Source organism: Tepidamorphus gemmatus, assembly GCF_004346195.1.
GTDB lineage: Bacteria > Pseudomonadota > Alphaproteobacteria > Rhizobiales > Tepidamorphaceae > Tepidamorphus > Tepidamorphus gemmatus.
In genome coordinates this window covers 79,837-99,786 of the sequence record NZ_SMAK01000003.1, presented here as the reverse complement: position 1 = coordinate 99,786, position 19,950 = coordinate 79,837, and the positions used below count along the sequence as shown (strand labels likewise).

The 19,950-nt window shown below is 70.6% G+C and carries 18 protein-coding genes, 2 tRNA genes and 1 pseudogene; 9 read left to right on the top strand and 12 right to left on the bottom strand.

Going from position 1 to position 19,950, the window contains the following annotated elements:
* Positions 1–314: 314 nt before the first annotated feature.
* The 6 genes from acs to tsaD all read right to left on the bottom strand — a co-directional run bounded on the left by acs (position 315) and on the right by tsaD (position 6,201).
* Positions 315–2,261: an acetate--CoA ligase gene (acs, locus tag EDC22_RS05840; protein WP_132805698.1), complete on the bottom strand. Its 1,947-nt coding sequence runs from the start codon at positions 2,259–2,261 to the stop codon at positions 315–317.
* A gap of 122 nt (positions 2,262–2,383) precedes the next feature.
* The gene (locus EDC22_RS05835) at positions 2,384–2,785 is read right to left on the bottom strand and encodes a DUF1761 domain-containing protein (protein WP_132805697.1); all 402 of its coding nucleotides are present in this window, start codon (positions 2,783–2,785) and stop codon (positions 2,384–2,386) included.
* A 69-nt stretch (positions 2,786–2,854) separates the two neighbouring features.
* Positions 2,855–3,571: a class I SAM-dependent methyltransferase gene (locus EDC22_RS05830; RefSeq protein WP_132805696.1), complete on the bottom strand. Its 717-nt coding sequence runs from the start codon at positions 3,569–3,571 to the stop codon at positions 2,855–2,857.
* Positions 3,535–3,951 (bottom strand): EVE domain-containing protein, encoded by a 417-nt coding sequence (locus EDC22_RS05825; protein WP_132805695.1) that lies wholly within the window; start codon positions 3,949–3,951, stop codon positions 3,535–3,537. Before EDC22_RS05825 ends, EDC22_RS05830 begins: the two co-directional genes overlap by 37 nt.
* A 214-nt stretch (positions 3,952–4,165) precedes the next feature.
* Positions 4,166–5,164: an NAD(P)H-dependent glycerol-3-phosphate dehydrogenase gene (locus EDC22_RS05820; RefSeq protein WP_132805694.1), complete on the bottom strand. Its 999-nt coding sequence runs from the start codon at positions 5,162–5,164 to the stop codon at positions 4,166–4,168.
* Positions 5,161–6,201: a tRNA (adenosine(37)-N6)-threonylcarbamoyltransferase complex transferase subunit TsaD gene (gene tsaD, locus EDC22_RS05815; protein ID WP_132805984.1), complete on the bottom strand. Its 1,041-nt coding sequence runs from the start codon at positions 6,199–6,201 to the stop codon at positions 5,161–5,163. Before tsaD ends, EDC22_RS05820 begins: the two co-directional genes overlap by 4 nt.
* 85 nt (positions 6,202–6,286) lie before the next feature.
* On the opposite strand from tsaD, the gene hemC reads away from it, so the two are divergent.
* The 5 genes from hemC to EDC22_RS05790 all read left to right on the top strand — a co-directional run bounded on the left by hemC (position 6,287) and on the right by EDC22_RS05790 (position 12,025).
* A complete protein-coding gene (hemC, locus tag EDC22_RS05810; protein ID WP_132805693.1) occupies positions 6,287–7,222 on the top strand; it encodes a hydroxymethylbilane synthase in 936 nt (311 codons plus the stop codon).
* A complete protein-coding gene (locus EDC22_RS05805; RefSeq protein WP_165926810.1) occupies positions 7,219–7,932 on the top strand; it encodes a uroporphyrinogen-III synthase in 714 nt (237 codons plus the stop codon). Before hemC ends, EDC22_RS05805 begins: the two co-directional genes overlap by 4 nt.
* Before the next feature lie 616 nt (positions 7,933–8,548).
* Positions 8,549–9,928 carry a COG4223 family protein gene (locus EDC22_RS05800; protein WP_132805691.1) on the top strand — a complete coding sequence of 460 codons (1,380 nt, stop codon included), beginning with the start codon at positions 8,549–8,551 and terminating at the stop codon, positions 9,926–9,928.
* Between the two features lie 25 nt (positions 9,929–9,953).
* Complete coding sequence (locus tag EDC22_RS05795) at positions 9,954–11,915, top strand: heme biosynthesis protein HemY (protein ID WP_132805690.1); 1,962 nt, start codon at positions 9,954–9,956, stop codon at positions 11,913–11,915.
* 34 nt (positions 11,916–11,949) lie between these two features.
* Positions 11,950–12,025: transfer RNA gene (locus EDC22_RS05790), tRNA-Thr, on the top strand.
* Positions 12,026–12,305: 280 nt separating this feature from the next.
* On the opposite strand, the gene EDC22_RS05785 is transcribed toward EDC22_RS05790, so the two are convergent.
* A tRNA-Ala gene (locus tag EDC22_RS05785) sits at positions 12,306–12,381 on the bottom strand.
* A gap of 141 nt (positions 12,382–12,522) precedes the next feature.
* On the opposite strand from EDC22_RS05785, the gene EDC22_RS05780 reads away from it, so the two are divergent.
* Genes EDC22_RS05780 through folD form a run of 3 tightly spaced genes read left to right on the top strand, consistent with a single transcriptional unit; the run spans position 12,523 to position 14,031 of the window.
* A complete protein-coding gene (locus tag EDC22_RS05780; protein ID WP_132805689.1) occupies positions 12,523–12,813 on the top strand; it encodes a YggT family protein in 291 nt (96 codons plus the stop codon).
* Between the two features lie 49 nt (positions 12,814–12,862).
* Complete coding sequence (locus EDC22_RS05775) at positions 12,863–13,153, top strand: DUF167 family protein (RefSeq protein ID WP_245499652.1); 291 nt, start codon at positions 12,863–12,865, stop codon at positions 13,151–13,153.
* Complete coding sequence (gene folD, locus EDC22_RS05770; RefSeq protein WP_132805687.1) at positions 13,150–14,031, top strand: bifunctional methylenetetrahydrofolate dehydrogenase/methenyltetrahydrofolate cyclohydrolase FolD; 882 nt, start codon at positions 13,150–13,152, stop codon at positions 14,029–14,031. The genes EDC22_RS05775 and folD overlap by 4 nt, the downstream gene beginning before the upstream one ends.
* 4 nt (positions 14,032–14,035) lie before the next feature.
* Here folD and EDC22_RS05765 read toward each other — a convergent pair whose 3' ends face one another.
* The 5 genes and pseudogenes from EDC22_RS05765 to EDC22_RS17905 all read right to left on the bottom strand — a co-directional run bounded on the left by EDC22_RS05765 (position 14,036) and on the right by EDC22_RS17905 (position 18,300).
* On the bottom strand, positions 14,036–14,644 hold the full coding sequence (locus tag EDC22_RS05765) for a septation protein A (RefSeq protein WP_132805686.1): 609 nt from the start codon (positions 14,642–14,644) through the stop codon (positions 14,036–14,038).
* Position 14,645: 1 nt separating this feature from the next.
* Positions 14,646–15,569, bottom strand: a pseudogene (ftsY, locus tag EDC22_RS05760) (signal recognition particle-docking protein FtsY); the annotation flags it as partial.
* A gap of 101 nt (positions 15,570–15,670) precedes the next feature.
* A complete protein-coding gene (gene mtaB / locus EDC22_RS05755; RefSeq protein WP_132805684.1) occupies positions 15,671–16,924 on the bottom strand; it encodes a tRNA (N(6)-L-threonylcarbamoyladenosine(37)-C(2))-methylthiotransferase MtaB in 1,254 nt (417 codons plus the stop codon).
* A gap of 12 nt (positions 16,925–16,936) precedes the next feature.
* On the bottom strand, positions 16,937–17,824 hold the full coding sequence (dapF, locus tag EDC22_RS05750) for a diaminopimelate epimerase (RefSeq protein WP_132805683.1): 888 nt from the start codon (positions 17,822–17,824) through the stop codon (positions 16,937–16,939).
* Between the two features lie 329 nt (positions 17,825–18,153).
* Entirely contained in the window at positions 18,154–18,300 is a 147-nt protein-coding gene (locus tag EDC22_RS17905) for a hypothetical protein (RefSeq protein ID WP_165926809.1), read from the bottom strand.
* A gap of 236 nt (positions 18,301–18,536) precedes the next feature.
* Here EDC22_RS17905 and EDC22_RS05745 point away from each other — a divergent pair, with 236 nt between their 5' ends.
* Positions 18,537–19,937, top strand: coding sequence for a DEAD/DEAH box helicase (locus tag EDC22_RS05745; protein ID WP_132805682.1), 1,401 nt, complete (start codon positions 18,537–18,539; stop codon positions 19,935–19,937).
* Positions 19,938–19,950 lie beyond the last annotated feature (13 nt).

The following is a 19,950-nucleotide window of genomic DNA, read 5'->3' as shown; positions in this document are numbered from 1 at the left end:
CTTCATCGACGACGCAGCGCCGATCGGCCCTGCCGCGGCACCGGTGCCCGACGCGCGACGGCGCGCCCGTCAAGACACGGCGAGGCCCGGGCGCTCGCCCGGGCCCGCTGTCGCAGCAATGGTCCCAGACCTGCGACGGTCTCGGTCTGGGGTCTAGAACAGCAGATAGATCAGCAGGATGACCGGGATCGGAACACCGATCAGCCAAAGCAGGAGGCCGCGCATGATTGATCTCCACGTTCGAGCGATCGTTCGACCCTAGAACGTGTGCCGGGAGCTGCGGGTTCCCCTGGCGAGATCGACCGCGATGGCGATCAGGTACCGGACCTCCGGTTCTGGCGGTTGCGGATCAGATCGTCGACAACGGCCGGATCGGCCAGTGTCGAGGTATCGCCGAGATTGGCGAAGTCGTCCTCGGCGATCTTGCGGAGGATGCGGCGCATGATCTTGCCGGAGCGGGTCTTCGGCAGGCCGGGCGCCCACTGGATCAGGTCCGGCGAGGCGATCGGGCCGATCTCCTTGCGCACCCAGGCGACGAGTTCCTGGCGCAACTCCTCGGTCGGTTCCTCGCCGGCCATCAGGGTGACGTAGGCGTAGATGCCCTGGCCCTTGATGTCGTGCGGGTAGCCGACCACGGCAGCCTCCGAGACCTTGGGATGCGCGACGAGGGCGGATTCGACCTCGGCGGTTCCCATGCGGTGCCCCGAGACGTTGATCACGTCGTCGACCCGGCCGGTGATCCAGTAGTAGCCGTCGGCATCGCGCCGGCAACCGTCTCCGGTGAAGTACATGCCCTTGTACGTGGAGAAGTAGGTCTGCACGAAGCGATCGTGATCGCCATAGACGGTGCGCATCTGGCCGGGCCAGGAATCGAGGATCACCAGATTGCCCTCGGCGGGGCCGGACAGTTCCCGACCCTCCGCATCGACGATCGCCGGCTGCACGCCGAAGAACGGCCGCGTTGCCGAGCCGGGCTTGAGCGGCGTGGCGCCGGGCAGCGGCGTGATCATGATGCCGCCGGTCTCGGTCTGCCACCAGGTGTCGACGATCGGGCAGCGCCCGTCGCCGACCACGTTGTAGTACCACAGCCACGCCTCGGGGTTGATCGGCTCGCCCACCGAACCGAGCAGCCGCAGCGAGGAGCGGTCGGTCTTCCTGACCCACGCCTCGCCGGCACCCATCAGCGCGCGGATCGCGGTCGGAGCGGTGTAGAAGATGTTGACCTTGTGCTTGTCGCACACCTCCCAGAACCGCGACGCGGTCGGATGGTTGGGGACACCCTCGAACATCAGCGTCGTGGCGCCGTTGGCGAGCGGCCCGTAGACGATGTAGCTGTGGCCGGTCACCCAGCCGACATCCGCGGTGCACCAGTAGATGTCGCCGTCGTGGTAGTCGAAGACGTACTGATGCGTCATCGAGGCGTAGACGAGATAGCCGCCGGAGGTATGCAGAACGCCCTTCGGCTTGCCGGTCGACCCGGACGTGTAGAGGATGAACAGCGGGTCTTCGGCGTTCATTTCCTCGGGCGGGCAGTCGGCGGAAACCGTCCCGGCTTCCTCGTGCAGCCAGACGTCGCGGCCCGCGGTCCAGCCGATCGCGCCGCCGGTCCGGCGCACCACGACCACCTTCTCGACCGACGGGCACTTCTTGAGCGCCTCGTCGGTGTTGGCCTTGAGCGGCACCTTGCGGCCGCCGCGCAGGCCCTCGTCGGCGGTGATGACGATGCTGGACTGGCAGTCATTGATGCGCCCGGCGAGCGAATCCGGCGAGAAGCCGCCGAACACCACCGAGTGGATCGCACCGATCCGCGCGCAGGCGAGCATCGCGTAGGCCGCTTCCGGGATCATCGGCAGGTAGACGGTGATCCGGTCGCCCTTCTTCGCCCCGAGCTTCTTCAGCACGTTGGCGAAGCGGCAGACATGCCCATGCAGCTCCCGGTAGGTGATCTTGGCGTCGTCCTTCGGATCGTCGCCCTCCCAGATGATCGCCACCTGGTCGCCACGCGTTGCCAGATGCCGGTCGATGCAGTTGGCGGCAACGTTGAGCGTGCCGTCCTCGAACCATCTGATCGAGACGTTGTGCGGGTCGTAGGAGGTGTTCTTGACCTTGCTGAACGGCTTGATCCAGTCGATGCGCTTGCCGTGTTCGGCCCAGAAGGCGTTCGGATCCTCCACCGACCGCCGGTACATTTCCCGATAGCCAGCCTCGTCCACATAGGCGCGCCTGGCCCAGGCGTCGGGAACCGGGATCACGTCGGACATGAGCAACCTCCCTCGGCGTGTTCTTGTTGCCGGAGCCCCTCCGGCAGGCTCTCGCTGCGGTGCATTATGCGGGTGCGGTCATGCCCCGGCAACGTCCGCGATATCGAACTTTGGTCGACGGATCATACCCCGAACAGGCCGATCACGGCGCCCATCAGCACCAGCACGACGAGCCAGTGCCCGGCATCGATGACGCTCAACGTCGGTTTGGCGCCCTGGAAGGAATCGCTGACGACGATGGTGGTCGCGACGAAGCCCAGCCAGATGAAGGCCGCACCGACGATGCCGTTCTGCATCGTGACGCTGCCCATGTGGCCCAGCACGCCGGCCAGCATGTAGGCCATCAGCAGCTGGGCGATGCCGGCGATCACGAACGGACCAGGCTTCGGCCTGACGTCCTGAGCGTTCCGTCCGAGCGCCGCCAGCCACGCCGTGCCGAACACCCGATACCACACCGCGCCGGCACCGAAGCCGACCGCGGCAGCCACCACGACGGCGAGATAGTTGATCCCGGTGAACGTCATGCTGTCCCTCCCACCCGATCGTTGCGCACAGATGTACCGCAATCGCCGGGCGGCGCGTAGTCAGGGTTGTTACCGAGCAGGCCAGCCCGGCGACCAGACCGCCGTTCGCTTGATCTCGGAATCCTCGAGCGCCCGCGTCGTCGGCACCGAGTACTCGGCGAGGCGGACGAGACGATGCCGGGGCAGATAGCTGCGGCCCGGATCGCCGATCAGGATCGCCGCGCCACCGCGATGCGCGCGCTCGACGAAGGCCAGCAGACGTTCCGCCAGCGGCTGCTCGTAGAACAGGTCGCCGATCAGCACGACATCGAATCCGGACGCTTCGCCGTCAAGGCCGTCACCCTCGACGGCCGTCACGTTCACGCCGTTGGCCGCCGCGTTGAGGCCGATGGCGGCAATCGCCCAGGGATCCGGATCGATCGCGGTGACGCTGGCGGCACCGGCCCGCATTGCCGCGATCCCGACCAGCCCGGATCCCGCGCCGAGATCGAGCACATGTCGGCCGGCGACCGTGTCGCGATGATCCAGGACATGCCGGGCGAGTGCCTGTCCGCCGGCCCAGGCGAATGCCCAGAACGGCGCCGGAAGCCCGATCTCGTCGAGCTCCTGTTCCGTCCTTTGCCAAAGCGCCAGCGCCTCGTCGGCGACATGAAGCAGGATCTCGGGACAGAGCGGCACCGGCAGCAACGCGGTATTGTCGAGGACGAAGCTGCGCCGCGCCATGCCATCCGGCGCAACCGGCCGGGCTGTCATGCCAGCCCGCCCATCCGGCAGATCGCCGTCCATTCCGCCGCGCTGACCGGCTGGACCGACAGCCGCGAGTTCTTCACGAGCACCATCCCGGCCAGATCCGGCGCCGCCTTGATGTCGTCGAGAGAGACTGGCCGCGGCAGCGGCTCGACGGCGGCGATGTCGACGCACTCCCACGTGCCGGTGGTGTCGGTGGGGTCGGGATGGATCGGCGCGATCACCTTGACGATCCCGACGATCCTCTTCTCGTCCACCGAGTGGTAGAAGAAGCCGAGATCACCGACCGCCATCGCCCGCATGTTGTTGCGCGCCTGATAGTTGCGCACCCCGTCCCAGGGCGTGCCCTTCGCTCCGGCCCTGACTTGATCGTCCCAGGACCAGGTGCCGGGCTCCGACTTGAACAGCCAGTAGGCCATGTTGTGCTGTCTCCCCTCGCTGTGCGGTCGCAGACCAGGATTCTTCCGCGCCCCGTCGCGCCTGTCGACCTGTCGGGCCCGCCCGAGTCGGCTTCCGGGAGCCTCGCATCCCGGACGGTCCCGCGGCCGGTCCGGGATCGGACGGGCCTGACGCTGCCGGCGAGGCGTCCCGATCCCGGCGCTTCGGCCGGGATGGCGGCGGCATGCGCATCCATCAGCCCTCCGGGCGCAACGGGCGGGACATCAGTCCCTCGATCGCATCATCGAGGCCGATCCGTCCGGTGACGACGGCAGCCACCGCCGCACAGATCGGCATCTCGACGCCAAGGCCGGCAGCGCGGGCCACCACGGCCGGCGCGGTCCAGACCCCCTCGGTCACCGCCGCGCCGTCGGTCAGCAGGGCCTCGGTATCGTCGCCGCGCCCGAGCGCGAGGCCGAAGGAGAAGTTGCGCGACTGGGCATTCGTCGCCGTCAGCACCAGATCGCCGAGTCCGGAGAGGCCGGCCAGCGTCTCGGGGCGGGCGCCGAGGGCATGGCCGAAGCGGCTCATCTCGGCGAAACCGCGCGCGATCAGCGCCGCCTGGGCGCTCGCCCCCAGCGCCCGCCCGACCACGATGCCGCACGCGATCGCCAGCACGTTCTTGACCGCTCCGCCGATCTGCACGCCGGTGAGATCGGTGGAGGAATAGGGCCGGAAGGCGGCATGACCGAGCGCGCTGACGAGAGCCGCCGCAAGCCCCGCGTCGGCCGCGGCGAGCGTGACGGCGGTCGGCAGGCCGCGCGCCACGTCGGCCGCGAAGCTCGGCCCGGAAAGCACCGCCGGAACCGCTGCCGGCAGAACCTCGGCCAGCACATCGACTAGGAAGGCGCCGCTCGTCCGCTCGATCCCCTTGGCGGCGATTACCACCGGCATGGCCGCACCAAGATGTGCGGTCAATCCGGCCGCGACATTGCGCAGCGCCTGCGCGGGCACCGCCAGCACGAGGGCATCGGCGTGGCAGGCCTCGGCGATGTCGGCGGTTGCCCGAATCCCCGGCTGCAGCACGACGCCGGGCAGCCGGCGCGGGTTCTCATGGCGGGCGTTGATCGCCCAGGCGGTGCGCTCATCACGTGCCCACAGCACCACGCTGCGCCCGGCAAGCGCCGCCGTCTGGGCCAGCGCCGTGCCCCAGGCTCCGGCACCGATGATGCCGACAGTCCCGATCGCGATCATGGCGAGCCGATCTCCTCGAGCGGCCAACGGGCGCGTGCCGGCGTATCCATCCCGTCGGCAAGACCGGCGGCAAGCCGTTCGGCGCCGGCCCAAGCGACCATGGCGGCATTGTCGCCGCACAGTGCGAGCGGCGGCGCGAAGAGACGGGCGTCGTGACGGCCGGCAAGTTCGACCAGCCGCGCGCGCACCGCCTGGTTGGCGGCGACGCCGCCGGCGACCACCAGCGTCGGGTGCGGCCCGTACCCGGCCCGGAAGCGGTGGAGCGCGGCAGCGGTCCGGTCGGCGAGCGTTTCGACCACGGCTGCCTGGAAGCCCGCGCAGATGTCGGCAACGTCACGGTCGTCGAGCGGCTGCAGCCGTTGCGCCTCGATCCGGACCGCGGTCTTGAGCCCGGAGAAGGAGAAGTCGCACCCCGGGCGTCCGGCCAACGGGCGGGGGAAGGCGAACCGGTCGGGGTCGCCCTCGGCCGCCTGGCGCTCGACCGCCGGCCCGCCCGGCCAGCCGAGACCGAGCATCTTGGCGACCTTGTCGAAGGCCTCGCCGACCGCGTCGTCGATGGTCGTGCCCCAGCACCGGTAGCGGCCGAGCGCCTCCACGGCGACGATCTGGGTGTGCCCCCCGGTGACCAGCAGCACGAGATAAGGGAAGGCGACGGCGTCGGTGAGCCGTGCGGTCAGCGCATGCGCCTCGAGGTGATTGACGGCGACGAGCGGCTTTCCGGCGGCAGCCGCAATGGCCTTGCCGGTCATCAGGCCGACCAGCAGCCCGCCGATCAGGCCGGGTCCGGCCGTGGCCGCGATGCCGTCGAGACCGGCGAAGCCGCAGCCGGCCTCGGCCATCGCCTGCGCGATCAGGCGGTCGAGCGCCTCGACATGGGCACGCGCGGCGATCTCCGGCACCACGCCGCCGAAGGCGGCATGCTCCTCGAGCTGACTGAGCACCACATTGGCGAGAATGCGACCGCTTCCGTCCGGCTGCCGCTCCACGACGGCGGCGGCCGTCTCGTCGCAACTCGTCTCGATGCCGAGCACCCGCATTCCGTGCCGTACTCCACCCTGCGTTTCCCATCCGCCGCGCCCGACCGTATAGTCGCCCCAGAACCGGACCGCCATCCCGACGAGCATCGACGTGACCCTCCGTATAGCCACCCGAGGCAGCCCTCTCGCCCTCGCCCAAGCCCGCGAGGTCGCTGCCCGGCTCGCCGCCGCGCATGGTCCTCGCGACGGCGCGAGCGAGATCCTCGTGCTGAAGACGACCGGCGACCGCATCCTCGACCGACCGCTGTCGGAGGCCGGCGGCAAGGGCCTCTTCACCAAGGAGATCGAGGAGGCGCTGATCGACGGACGCGCCGACATCGCCGTCCACTCGGCCAAGGACGTGCCGACCTGGCTGCCGGACGGCCTTGTGCTGTCGGCGGTTCTGGAGCGCGAGGACGTACGCGACGCCTTTGTCAGCCGCATCGCCGGCTGCCTCGAGGAGCTTCCGGCAGGAGCGATGGTCGGTACGGCCTCGCTGCGCCGGCAGGCGCTGGTCAGGCGGCTGCGCCCGGATCTGAAGGTAGTGAGCCTGCGCGGCAATGTGCAGACCCGGCTCAGCAAGCTCGAGGCGGGTGAGGTCCAGGCGACGCTGCTCGCGCTTGCCGGCCTGAAGCGGCTTGGCGCGGCCCACGCGGCCACGGCGCTGTTCGACCCCGAAGCGTTCCCGCCCGCACTCGGCCAGGGCGCGATCGCGATCGAGACCCGCGCCGACGACGCGGCAACCAATCGTCTCGTCGCCGCCATCGACCACCCGCCGACGGCGGCCGCGCTCGCCTGCGAGCGGGCCTTCCTCGCGGTCCTGGACGGCTCCTGCCGTACGCCGATCGCCGGTCACGCCCGCATCCGCGATGGAGTCCTGGCATTCCGCGGATTGGTCCTCAGTCCCGACGGGCAGACCGCGTTCGAGGCCGAGGCGTGCGGTGCCCCGTCGGAGGCCGAGGCGATCGGCCGCCGGGCGGGGGAGGACATCATCGGTCGGGCCGGGGAGGAGTTTCTCGAGGCGCTGAGGGCTGCGACGTGACGGTGCTGGTGGTGCGGCCGCAGGCGGATGCGGACCGCACGATCGCGCGGCTGGCGGCGCGCGGCATCACGGCGATCGCCGCGCCGGCGAGCCGCATCGTGCCGGTGGCCGCCACCGTGCCGGAAAGCTGTGCCGCGACGGCGATCACCAGCGCCAATGCGGTTCCGGCGATCGCGGCTGAGCCACGCCTCAGGACCCTGCCGCTCTATGCCGTCGGCGACCGCACCGCCGCTGCCGCGCGCGCGGCCGGGTTCGCCGGCGCCGTCTCCGCCGGCGGCGGGGTCGGCGATCTCGCCGCAATGATCCTCGCCCGGCAACGCCCGTCCGACGGGACGATCCTTTATGCGAGCGGCCGCGACACGGCCGGCGATCTCGAGGGCAGGCTGCGCCGTGCCGGCTTCGACGTGCGCAGGGTGGTGGTCTACGAGGCCGCCGCGGCGGACGCCCTTCCGGCAGCAGCGGTCGAGGCCGTCGGCAGCGGCCGCGTCACCGCCGTGCTGCTCTATTCGGCCCGCGCCGCGAGGCTGTTCGGCGAGCTGGCCGCGCGCGCCGGCCTGCGCGACCGGCTCGCCCATGTCCCGGGCGTCTGCCTGTCGCCGGGCGTCGCGGACATGGCGAAGGCGGCGGGTTTCGGCCATGTCCGCGCCGCAGACTCGCCCGACGAGGATGCTCTCATCGCAGCGCTGGAGGCCTGTCTCGCCGGCCGCTGAACGGTCGCTGCCGCCGTATCGCGACAGCGAAAGGAAAGGGTGTATAAGGAGCCGAGGCGGTCGAGCCGGCAGGATCCGGACAAGCACAGCGACAGGAAGAGCGGAACCCGAGCACATGTCGACCGGTGACGATGCCAAGCCCAGATCCACATCCGTCCCGACCACTACCCGCGGACGGCGCCGCGGCGTGACGAAACCCCCGGTGCTCGATCTCGAGGCGCGCGAGATCGCTGCCGCGCCGCAACCCCCGGCAGCGGCCGAGACCGCAGCCGCCGACGAGGCGAGTCCGGCTGCGGATTCGCAGCCGGCATTGGCGGAAGCGACTTCGACTCCCGATCCCGATCGCGATCCGGCCGCGCAGCGACCTGCCGACGAAGCGCCTGAGCAAGCGATCGCGGCGGGCCCCGACAGCGGACCGGTGCGGCAGGATCAGCCCGACGATCGCCCCGGGGATGGTCCGTTGGGGGATGGTCCGCCGGGGGATGGTCCGCCGGGCGATGGTCCGCCGGGCGATGGTCTGCCGGCGGGGGGCGAACCCCCGACGGATGGATCTGGCGGCGGGTCCGGCGGCGGCGACCGTCTGCCGGCGCCCTTGCCGACCGCCCGACGGGCGAGCGTGATCGCCGCGGGTCTGATCGGCGCGCTGGTATCGCTGGCGATCTATCTGGGACTCTATTACGGCGGTATCCTGCCGCGCGACCTGTCGACGGCGATCGACGGGCTGGCCGTGCGGACTCACGATCTCGACCGTCGGGTCGCCTCGCTGGAGGCCGCCGCGGCCCGGACACCGCGCCGCGACGTGACGCGCGAACTCGCAACGCAGCTGCAGGCGCTCGAGACCGCGTTCAAGGAGATGGGCGCCGATCCCAGGAACACGCTGGTGCGGCGCGTACGGACGCTCGAGGAGTCGCTGGCGGCCCTGGCGGCGAAGGTGGAGGCCGTACCGGCCGATGTCGGCACGCGCCTGCAGACGGTCGAGGACTGGGTCGCGCTGCTCGACACCGAGCACCCGCAGGAGACCTCGCCGGGGCCGAATGCGCTGGCCGAGCGGCTCGCCGCTGTCGAGCAACGGGTGGCTGCCCTTCAGGCGAGCGGTGCGCCGGGCAGCGCGGCCGTGACGTCGGCGGTCGATCGTACCAACCCGGACATGGACAGCGCCGAGACGTCTGCCGCCGAGACGCCTGCCGCCACCGCCGACCCGACGCCTGCGGCAGCGAACGTCCATGCCGATGTGGTCGACAGGCTCGCCGCGCGCATGGCCGCCCTCGAGCAACGTCTGGCGGAAGTGGCCGGAGCGCTCGACACGGTGCGTTCCGAGGCAGGTGAGACCGCCGCCGCGCGGGTGGCGGAGCTCGAGTCCGAGATCACCGCACTGAAGGGCGACGTCGAGACCCTGCGCGGCGCGCTGGCATCGGCCGACCGCCAGATCGAGACGAAGATCGCCGCCGTCGAGCGAACGATCGACCAGCGCACGGCAGCCGAATCGCGGGCCGCTGCCGCGGCGCTCGCGCTCGCCGCGTTGCAGCGGGCCGTCGACAGCGGCAGGGCCTACCAGGACGAGCTTCAGGTGCTCAGGCGCGTCGCCCCCAAGGACATCGACATTCCGGTGCTGGAGGCGCGGGCGGCGACTGGCGTGCCGACTCCCGCCGCGCTGCGGAACGCTTTCTCAACGCTCGCCGGGAATATTCTGCAGGCAGGCTCCGGCGCCGACGATGGCCGGCTGGTTAGCCGGCTGCTGTCGGGCGCACAGTCCCTGGTCCGCATCCGGCCGACCGGCAGGGCCGAGGGCGACAGCCGCGGGGCGATCCTCGCACGCATCGAGATGGCGCTCGCGGACGACGATCTGGCGGAGGCGGAGCGGCAGTGGAACATGCTCGACGAAGCCGCCAAGTCGGCATCCGCTGCCTGGGCGGCGGATCTGGTCGCCCGGGTCGGGGCGGAGCAGGAACTGGAGCACCTGTCGGCGCGGCTCGGAGCTGCCGTCGCAGGCAACTGAACGGGTTATCGGGACACCAGCACGCATGATCCGGGTCGCGCTCTACATCCTCGTCGTCGGCGCCATTGCCGCTGGCACAGCCTGGCTCGCCGACCGCCCCGGCGAGGTCGTGCTCACCTGGCAGGGCTGGCAGGTCGAGACGACGGTGATGGTCGCGCTGATCGCGCTGATCGTCCTCGTCGTCGCGCTGATGCTCTTGTGGTGGCTGGTGCGGCTGATCATCGGCGGGCCGGGTGCGGTCTCCGGCTACTTCCGGTCGCGACGCAGGACGAGAGGCTACCAGGCCATCTCGAAGGGCATGATCGCGGTCGGCGCCGGCGACGCGCGCCTCGCGCGCCATTACGCCAACGAATCGCGCAGGCTGATGCGCAACGAACCGCTGGCACTCCTGCTCGAGGCACAGGCAGCCCAGCTCAACGGCGACCGCGCCGCCGCGCGCAGGGTCTTCGAGACGATGATCGGGCGGCCGGAGACGGAAATGCTCGGCCTGCGGGGACTCTACATCGAGGCGCAGCGGGACGGCGATCTCGAGACGGCGCGGCTGTGCGTCGTGCGTGCGGCGGAGCGCGGTCCGGGCATCGCCTGGGCGGCGTCGGCGCTGTTCGACATGCAGACCCGCGACGGCGACTGGGCCGGCGCGCTGGCGACACTGGAGCGCAACGTCGGCCATGGTCTGATCGACAAGAAGCAGGCGAAACGGGCACGTGCGGTGCTGCTGACCGCGCAGGCGCTCGAACACGAGGCGCGCGACGCGCCGGAGACCGCGCTGACGCTGGCGCTCGAGGCGCACAAGCTCGCGCCGGAGCTGGTGCCGGCGGCGGTGGTCGCGGCGCGGCAGTCGGCGGCCATGGGCAATCCCAGGCAGGCAACCAAGATCATCGAGAAGACCTGGCGGCTGTCGCCGCACCCCGATCTCGCCGAGGTCTATGCGCATGCCCGCGCCGGAGATTCCGCTCGCGACCGGCTGAAGCGCGCGAAGACGCTGTTGTCGAAGATGCCGAACAACGTCGAGGGGCGGATCGGTGTCGCGGTGGCGGCGATCGAGGCGCGCGACTGGTCGCAGGCGCGCGAGGCCCTGGAACCGATCGCGCGGTCGCGCCCGAGCCAGCGCGTCTGTCTGCTGATGGCCGAGATCGCCGAGGGCGAGACCGGCGACGCAGGGCTCGTGCGCGAATGGCTGGCGCGCGCGGTCAGGGCACCGCGCGACCCCGCCTGGGTGGCCGACGGCTATGTCTCCGAGCGCTGGGCGCCGGTCTCGCCGGTGACCGGGCGGCTCGATGCCTTCGAATGGAAGGTGCCGATGGAGGTGCTCGGCGTCGACGCCGACCGCGACGGAGACCGCGACGCCGACTCGCGGCAATTGCCCGCCGGCGTGGCCGGTCCGCTGCTCGCGGCAAGGACCGCAACGCCGGATGACGTCGAGCCGGGCGCGGCGGCCGCTGTGGACACCACGATCGCGCCGGCATCGGCCACGGCAGCCGGCGAGATCGTCTCCGAAGGCGCGGAGGCGGTCGAACCGGCCGACAGGTCGCCCGTCGCGTCCGCCGCGTCGGCTGCCGACGTTGTGCCGGACTCACCGCGCCGCGGCCCGGCCGAGACCGGCGCCGGACCGGTGCCTGCCGAGCCGGTGGACGCGACCGGCGTGAACGAGACGCCGCCGGTTGCGGCCGCCGCGGCTGCTTCGCACGTGACTGCGACGGACATCGCCGCCAACCCGCAGGTGGCCGCCGCGCCGGACCGGCCGTCGGCCACGACCGTCGCTGCGGCCGCAGCGCCCGCTGCCGTCTTGCCCGTACAGCCCCCGGCGCCGCCGGCCGCGGAGGCCGTCGCCGATCCGGACACGCCCGCGCCGGGCGGCGTCCTCGACGCAGGCGGCTTTCCGGCCCGTCTGCCCGACGATCCCGGGCCGCTCGCGGACGTGGAGGACGGCGCGCCCGAGCCGGCACCGAAGCGCCGCTTCGGCCTGTTCGGATCGCATCGTGCTTGAAAATCCCCGGCGCCGGGACTAAGCAAGCAGCGCGGCCGGTGTAGCTCAGCTGGTAGAGCAACGCATTCGTAATGCGTGGGTCGGCGGTTCGAGTCCGTCCACCGGCACCATTTCCCTGCGGTACAGCACGGTCGAGCGTCCTTCATCGTGCCGGGGTTGTGCAGGTGCCGGTCGGGGCTCGTTCCCTCGGCTCGCGCGGGATATCGCGCAGCGCTCCGAGCCGGAGCGTGGCGCTGTCGTCATCTGATCGGTGATCTGTCTCGATTACCCGCGCCGCGGTCGGGCACGGTCGCAGGGCCGCCCGGAACCGCAGCCGACCGTCTCGACGGGACGGGCTGGACAGGTTGCGAGGCGGACTGACGACTCCCCGGTCTTGGTGGAGCCGGGTCTTGGTGGAGCCGAGGGGGATCGAACCCCTGACCTCCGCATTGCGAACGCGGCGCTCTCCCAGCTGAGCTACGGCCCCGGACCCATCGGGTGCGCGGATTTAGGGGCGCGGGATGCCACCTGTCAAGCGAAACGCCGGTTCGCTCCCGGCCGAGGGTTGCGGCGCGGCGGACGTATCGGTAGATCGATACGACGCCACGTCCTCGCGAGCCCGGGAATCATGCGCGCCATCCTCGACGTCATACTCCTCGTCCTGCAGCTCTATGTCTGGATCGTCATCGCCTCGGCGATATTCAGCTGGCTGGTGGCGTTCAACGTGGTCAACACCCGCAACCAGTTCGTCGGCATGATCGGCGAGGCGCTGTGGCGGCTGACCGAGCCGGCGCTTCGGCCGATCCGCCGCTTCGTGCCCAATCTCGGCGGCCTCGACATCTCGCCGATCATCCTGCTGCTGCTGATCTTCCTGATCCAGCGCATCATCATCCTCTACATCTATCCGAGTGTCTTCTGATCGACAGACGGGTTGGTTTCGCGCGAGCGCGTGCGGTCTCGACATCCGCGTGCGGCTGACGCCGAAAGGTGGTCGCGACGCGATCGAAGGACCACGGCCGGTCTCGGACGGGAGCTGGGTGCTGGCCGCGCGGGTGCGCGCCGTTCCAGAAGGCGGGCAGGCCAACGCGGCGCTCGAGGTCCTGCTGGCGCGGGCGCTCGGTGTCGCGCGGGCGACCGTGGCCGTCGCTTGCGGCCACAAGGCGCGGCTCAAGAGGGTGCATGTTGCGGGCGATCCGGCGCTGCTCGCCGAGCGGGCAGCGCGGATCGGCGGAAACAGCGGGCGGGAGAACGGCAGATGAGCGCGCGGATCATCGACGGCAAGGCGATCGCGGCCGGTCTCAGGGCGGAGGTCGCCGCCGGCGTCGCCCGGCTGAAGGAGAGCCACGGCATCACGCCCGGGCTCGCCGTCGTGCTGGTCGGCGAGGATCCGGCCAGCGCCGTCTATGTCCGCAACAAGGGTCGGCAGACCGTCGAGGCCGGCATGGCCTCGTTCGAGCACCGGCTCGATGCGTCAACCAGCCAGGCGGCGCTGCTTGATCTGGTACGCAGGCTCAATGATGACCCGGCGGTGAACGGCATCCTCGTCCAGCTTCCCCTGCCCGGGCATATCGACCCGGCGGCGGTGATCGACACCATCGATCCAGCCAAGGACGTCGATGGCTTCCATGTCGTCAACGCCGGTCGTCTGGCGACGGGTCTGCCTGCGCTTGTGCCGTGCACGCCCGTCGGCTGCGTGATCCTGGCGAAGCAGGTCCATCCCGACCTGACAGGCCTCGAGGCGGTGGTGGTGGGCCGCTCGAACATCGTCGGCAAGCCGGTGGCGCAGCTGCTGCTTGCCGAGAACTGCACGGTGACGATCGCGCATTCGCGCACCCGCGCCGTCGCGGATGTCTGCCGGCGCGCCGACCTGCTCGTCGCCGCGGTGGGGCGGCCCGAGATGATCCGTGGCGGCTGGGTGAAGCCCGGCGCGACCGTCATCGACGTCGGCATCAACCGGGTCGCGGCGGGCGACGGCACGGCGCGGCTGGTCGGCGACGTTGCGTTCGACGAGGCGCGCCAGGTCGCCGGCGCGATCACGCCCGTCCCCGGCGGTGTCGGTCCGATGACGATCGCCTGCCTGCTGCGCAACACGCTCGAGGCCACCCGCCGGCAGCACGGACTCGAGGCGCCCGGCTGAACGGTCAGGCCTTGCCGGCGCCCGCGCCCGCCTCGTTCTCCGCGTCGAGACCGTAACGCTTCACGAGCGTGAGCTGGAAGGTCGCGAAGGCCAGCGTCAGCGGGAAGATACCGAAGACCTTGAAGCTGACCCAGAAGTCGGTCGAGAAGTTGCGCCAGACGACTTCGTTGAGCGCGGCGAGGAACACGAAGAAGCCGGCCCAGCGCAGCGTGCAGATGCGCCAGCCCTCGTCGGTCATCCGGAACACGGTCCCGAACGCGTATTTGAGCAGCGCCTTGCGGAAATAGAGGGCGATCAGCAGCATCGCCGCGAAGGCGATGTTGGTGATCGTCGGCTTCATCTTGATGAAGGTCTCGTCCTGCAGCCACAGCGTGAGCCCGCCGAACACGGTGACGAACACGGCGGTGAACAGCGGCATCACCGGCACCTTGCGCAGCAGCGCCCACGAGATCGCCAGCGAGATCAGGGTGGCGGCCACGAACAGGCCGGTCGCCCAAAAGATGCCGGCCTTCCAGTTGCCGAGGAAGAATACCGCAAGCGGTCCGAGTTCGAGTGCCGGGCGCACCCAGTCGGGCGGTCCCGGATGCCGTTCGACAAGGTCCGGTCTGGTCATGTCAGGCTGCCTCGGTGTCTCCGGCGATCGCGCGTGCGAACTCGCCGGCGTCGAAGGACTGCAGGTCGTCGATGCCCTCGCCGACGCCGATCGCGTGCACCGGCAGGCCGTGCCGGGCAGCGATCGCCACCAGGATGCCGCCGCGCGCGGTGCCGTCGAGCTTGGTCATCACAAGTCCTGTTACGCCGCAGACCTTCCGGAAGATCTCCACCTGGTTCAGCGCGTTCTGGCCGGTGGTCGCGTCGAGCACCAGCACCACGTCGTGGGGTGCGGTCTCGTCCTGCTTGCGGATGACGCGCACGATCTTCTCGAGCTCCGCCATCAGGTCGGCCTTGTTGTGCAGCCGGCCGGCGGTATCGAGCAGAAGCACGTCGGCGCTCTCCTCGCGCGCGGCCTTCATCGCGTCGAAGGCAAGCCCGGCGGCGTCCGAGCCCTGCGCGCGCGCGATGACGCTCGCCCCGGTCCGCTCGCCCCAGATCTTCAGCTGTTCGATCGCGGCGGCACGAAAGGTGTCCCCCGCCCCCAGCACGACGCGCCGGCCTTCACGGCGGAAGCGGGCCGCGAGCTTGCCGATCGTGGTGGTCTTGCCGGAACCGTTGACCCCGACCACAAGGATGACGTGCGGACGATGCGCCGGGTCGATCACCAGCGGTCGCGCCACCGGGCCGAGCACTGCGGCAACCTCCGCGGCCAGCACGGCGCGCACCTCCTCGGCCGAGATCTCCTTGTCGTAGCGCTCCCGTGCCAGCCGCCCGGTGATCCGGGTCGCGGTCTCGACGCCGAGATCGGCCTGGATCAGGAGCTCCTCGAGCTCCTCAAGCGTCTCCTCGTCGAGCCTGCGCTTGCGCAGCAGGCCGGTGAGACTCTGGCCGAGCGCCGAGGAGGAGCGGGCGAGCCCGGCCCTGAGGCGCTGGAACCAGGACTTCGGGGTGTCCGCGGCCTGTTCGCCGGATGATTGGCGCGACGCGGCAGTCTCCCCGCGTCCGAACAGCCGGCCCATCAGCCCCGGCCGGGGCGTCTCGCCACTCATGCTGCCACCGCCGTCAACCGGCGGCCGTCGTGGCCGGTGACCCGGGCCCGGACGATGGCGCCCGGCTCGGCCGGGCCATCGAACCGGACCGGCGTGAAGTGTTCGGTGCGGCCGGTCTCACCGGTTTCCACCAGCACATGGCGCTCGCACCCGACTTCGCCGTCGAGATGGCGGATGAGCGCCGCCTCGCCCTCGGCGCGCAGTCGCGCCGCCCGCTCCCTGACCAGGGCCCGGTCGAGCTGAGGCATCCGCGCGGCGGGCGTGCCGGCGCGTGGCGAGAACGGGAAGACATGCAGGTGGGTGAGCCCGCAATCGGTGATGATCGCCCGGGTGTTCTCGAACATCGCATCCGTCTCGGTCGGAAATCCGGCAATCAGGTCGGCGCCGAACACGGTGTCGGGCCTCAGCCGGCGCACGGTCTCGCAGAACGCCACCGACTGGGCGCGACTGTGCCGGCGCTTCATCCGCTTCAGGATCATGTCGTCGCCGGCCTGCAGCGACAGGTGCAGATGCGGCATCAGCCGCTCCTCCTCGGCAAGCGCACGCATCAGATCGTCGTCCGCCTCGATCGAATCGATCGAGGAGAGCCTCAGGCGTCCGAGTTCCGGAACATGGCGCAGGATCGCCCGCACCAATGTGCCCAGACGCGGCGCACCGGGCAGATCGGAACCGTATGAGGTGAGGTCCACCCCGGTCAGCACCACCTCCCGGTAACCATTCGCAACCAGCCGGCGCACCTGGTCGACAACGGCGCCCATCGGCACCGAGCGCGACGGGCCGCGACCGAAGGGGATGATGCAGAAGGTGCAGCGGTGGTCGCAGCCGTTCTGGACCTGCACGAAGGCGCGCGCCCGACCCTCGAAGCCCTCGATGAGATGCGCCCCGGTCTCGGACAGCTCCATGATGTCGTTGACGCGGACCTTCTCCTGCGTCTCAAGGCCGAGCCCGGCATAGGTCTCGCGCCTCAGCTTCTCGCCGTTGCCGATCACCAGATCGACCTCGGGCATGGCCGCGAAGGTGCCCGGCTCCGTCTGGGCGGCGCAGCCGGTGACGATGATGCGTGCCGACGGATTGTCACGACGGGCGCGGCGGATCGCCTGGCGCGCCTGGCGGACCGCCTCGGCGGTGACCGCGCAGGTGTTGATGATCACCGCATCGGTGACGCCCGCCTCCTCGGCCAGGCGGCGCATCGATTCGGATTCCACGGTGTTGAGGCGGCAGCCGAAGGTGACGATTTCGGGACGCGACATCGCCGGGTGTCCTCAGGCGGCCGGCTGCGCGGCGGTCAGGGTCGCATCCAGCGCGATCTCGCCGTCATGCTCGTGTTCGAAGCTGCCGGTCATCAGCACATGGCCGTCGCGCTCGCGCCACTCGATCAGGAGCGGCCCGCCCGGCAGCGTCACGGTGACGCTGCGGCCGGTCAGCCGGCGGCGGACGGCCGCCACCACCGTGGCGCAGGCCGCCGACCCGCAGGCCCGGGTGAGCCCGGCGCCGCGCTCCCAGACCCTGAGCGTGATGGCATCCGGGGCTGTCACCTGTGCGAGCGAGATGTTGGCGCGCTCGGGAAAGATCGGATGGTTCTCGAGCATCGGTCCGATGCGGGCGAGGTCGATGGCCTCGGCGTCATCGACGAAGAACACCGCGTGCGGATTGCCCATGTTGACGACGGCTGGCGAATGCAGGATCGGCGCGTCGATCGGACCGACCTGCAATTCGATGGCGCTGGTGTCGTGAAACGGCTCGGCGAGCGGGATCTCGTTCCAGGCGAGCCGCGGAGCGCCCATGTCCACGCCGATCAGGCCGCCGCCGGCGTCCCAGGCCGGCAGCAGACCGCCAGCGGTCTCGAAGGTGGCATGGCCGGTGCCGGTCTCGGCCATCACCAGGGCTGCGATGCAGCGCGTACCGTTGCCGCAGGCCCCCGACATCGACCCGTCGGCATTGAAGATGCGGACAAAGGCGTCGGTGCCCGGCGTGCGCGGCGGCAGCATCAGCATCAGCTGGTCGAATGCGGTGCGCGGACTGGCAGCGATCGCGCGGACCGCGTCCGGCGTCAGCGCCGCCGCAACGACGACGTCGGCACGCGCGTCGACGACCAGGATCTCGTTACCGAGCCCGTTCATCTTCGCGTAGCGTATCGTCGATCCTGTCATCCGGGTGCAGCCACGCGGCAAGCCATCCATGCGGCACCGGCTGCGGCCGGTTCCGCCCCGCCGTTATATGGCGAGACGGCCCCCCGATGCCAGTGCGCGCCGGGCTGGCGATGATCGATTGGGGGGCGAACCGCGGGACGTGCGGCGCCGAACCCCGTCCTCCCGGCCAGAGCGCAGCGCTGAGCCGGGATCGGGACGCGCCGAAGCCCGAGGCCATGACCTCCCGATCCGGGAGGACGGCGATGCCGTTGGCGGGATGACGTCACGTTCTGAGCCGCGAACAGCGGATTCGGGTGGCGCGATACGGCCATGCAGCTCGCTCGCCGATGTCACGCCAGGTCGTCGTGCGCCACCTCGCCGAGGCCGAGCGTCAGATCGGTGACGATGAAGAATTCCCGGTTGGCGAAGCGAGAGCGACCCGGCGGATAGGCCGGGCTGGCGCGGTGATGAAGCCCAGCGGATCTTCGCAACTGCAAAAAGACAGTGCTCCTTCTTGAAAATGGTGTATAGGTCTGCCATCTCGTGTCACAGCGAGTCATGCGGACCGCGTAGCACGATCGCCCGTTTACGGGCTTTCGGTCCGCCGCGAACGACCTTCTGATCCAACGACAACCCAGGCCGCGCGGGGTGTCTTCACCCAAGCGCCGCGCAGGCGCGGGTCCCTCGATGTTGCAGGGGCCACGCCGCCAGCGCGGCAGAGAAAGCTCATTCCTTGACGAATTTCGAAAGTTTCGGACTCAATCCCTCGATCCTCAAGGCCCTCGACGAAGCGGGCCACGTCATGCCGACGCCGATCCAGGCCCAGGCGATCCCGCATGTCATCACCGGCCGCGACCTGATCGGCATCGCCCAGACCGGCACGGGCAAGACGGCCGCCTTCGCGCTGCCGCTGATCGATCGCCTGGCGCGCGCCGGCGGCGAGGCGCCAAGGCGCGGCTGCCGCATCCTCGTCCTGTCTCCGACACGCGAACTGTCCGGTCAGATCGTCCAGTCGTTCCGCACCTACGGCCGGCATCTCGGCCTGAGGGTCGAACTGGTGATCGGCGGCGTGTCGATGACCAGGCAGATAAGGGCCCTGACGGCCGGCGTCGATGTCCTCGTCGCCACCCCCGGCCGCCTTCTCGACCTGGTCGCCCAGAAGGCGGTCCGTCTCGACGGCGTCGAGATGCTCGTCCTCGACGAGGCCGACCAGATGCTCGACATGGGCTTCATCCACGACATCCGGGCGCTCGTTGCGCGGCTGCCGATGCGGCGCCAGACGCTTCTGTTCTCCGCCACCATGCCCGACGCGATCGCCGCCCTGTCGCGCGACTTCCTGCGCGATCCCGTCGAGGTCTCGGTGACCCCGGTCGCCAGGACCGCCGACCGCGTCGAGCAGTCGGTGGTCCACATCGAGAAACAGGCCAAACCCGCAATGCTGGCGAAGATGCTCGGCGATCCGGCGATCGACCGGGTGCTGGTATTCGCCCGCACCAAGCACGGTGCCGACAAGCTGGTGAAGGGGCTCGCCAAATCCGGCATCGCCGCCGAGGCGATCCACGGCAACAAGTCGCAGGGGCAGCGCGAGCGGGCGCTCGCCGCGTTCCGTGCCGGCAAGGTGCGCGCGCTGATCGCCACCGACATCGCCGCGCGCGGTCTCGACATTCCCGGCGTCAGCCATGTCATCAACTACGACCTGCCCAACGTGCCCGAATCCTACGTCCACCGGATCGGGCGGACCGCCCGCGCCGGGGCGGACGGCATCGCCATCTCGTTCTGCGATGCCGAGGAACGCCCCTACCTTCGCGCCATCGAGAAGCTGATCCGCATGCAGATCCGCGTCGAGGGCGCGAGCCCGGTGGCTGGACGGCCGGCTGCGCCTGCGGCCGGGCCGGTGGCGTCCGGTGCAGCGTCGCCGCCCCGCAACCGCGATGGCGCACGCGGCGCGGGCAAAGCCGCATCGAGTGGCCGGGGAGGTGGTGCGCAGCAGCGCGCCGATCGCCCTGCCGAGCACGCCGGCGTCGAGCGGGCGGCAGCGTACACCGGCAGCGGGCAGGACATCGCCGGTCTGCCGTTCCTCAACTGGCGCCGCCGCGACTCCGGGAGTGCGGCCGCCCATCGCGACACGGACTGACGAAACGACGGAA

Excerpts from the sequence above, each read along its gene's own strand:
- mtaB (WP_132805684.1), bottom strand. The coding sequence starts at position 16,924 with ATGTCGCGTCCCGAAATCGTCACCTTCGGCTGCCGCCTCAACACCGTG.
- folD (WP_132805687.1), top strand. The coding sequence starts at position 13,150 with ATGAGCGCGCGGATCATCGACGGCAAGGCGATCGCGGCCGGTCTCAGG.
- acs (WP_132805698.1), bottom strand. The coding sequence starts at position 2,261 with ATGTCCGACGTGATCCCGGTTCCCGACGCCTGGGCCAGGCGCGCCTAT.
- EDC22_RS05780 (WP_132805689.1), top strand. The coding sequence starts at position 12,523 with ATGCGCGCCATCCTCGACGTCATACTCCTCGTCCTGCAGCTCTATGTC.
- EDC22_RS05825 (WP_132805695.1), bottom strand. The coding sequence starts at position 3,951 with ATGGCCTACTGGCTGTTCAAGTCGGAGCCCGGCACCTGGTCCTGGGAC.
- EDC22_RS05835 (WP_132805697.1), bottom strand. The coding sequence starts at position 2,785 with ATGACGTTCACCGGGATCAACTATCTCGCCGTCGTGGTGGCTGCCGCG.
- EDC22_RS05795 (WP_132805690.1), top strand. The coding sequence starts at position 9,954 with ATGATCCGGGTCGCGCTCTACATCCTCGTCGTCGGCGCCATTGCCGCT.
- EDC22_RS05830 (WP_132805696.1), bottom strand. The coding sequence starts at position 3,571 with ATGGACGGCGATCTGCCGGATGGGCGGGCTGGCATGACAGCCCGGCCG.
- EDC22_RS05820 (WP_132805694.1), bottom strand. The coding sequence starts at position 5,164 with ATGATCGCGATCGGGACTGTCGGCATCATCGGTGCCGGAGCCTGGGGC.
- dapF (WP_132805683.1), bottom strand. The coding sequence starts at position 17,824 with ATGACAGGATCGACGATACGCTACGCGAAGATGAACGGGCTCGGTAAC.
- EDC22_RS05765 (WP_132805686.1), bottom strand. The coding sequence starts at position 14,644 with ATGACCAGACCGGACCTTGTCGAACGGCATCCGGGACCGCCCGACTGG.
- tsaD (WP_132805984.1), bottom strand. The coding sequence starts at position 6,201 with ATGCGGGTGCTCGGCATCGAGACGAGTTGCGACGAGACGGCCGCCGCC.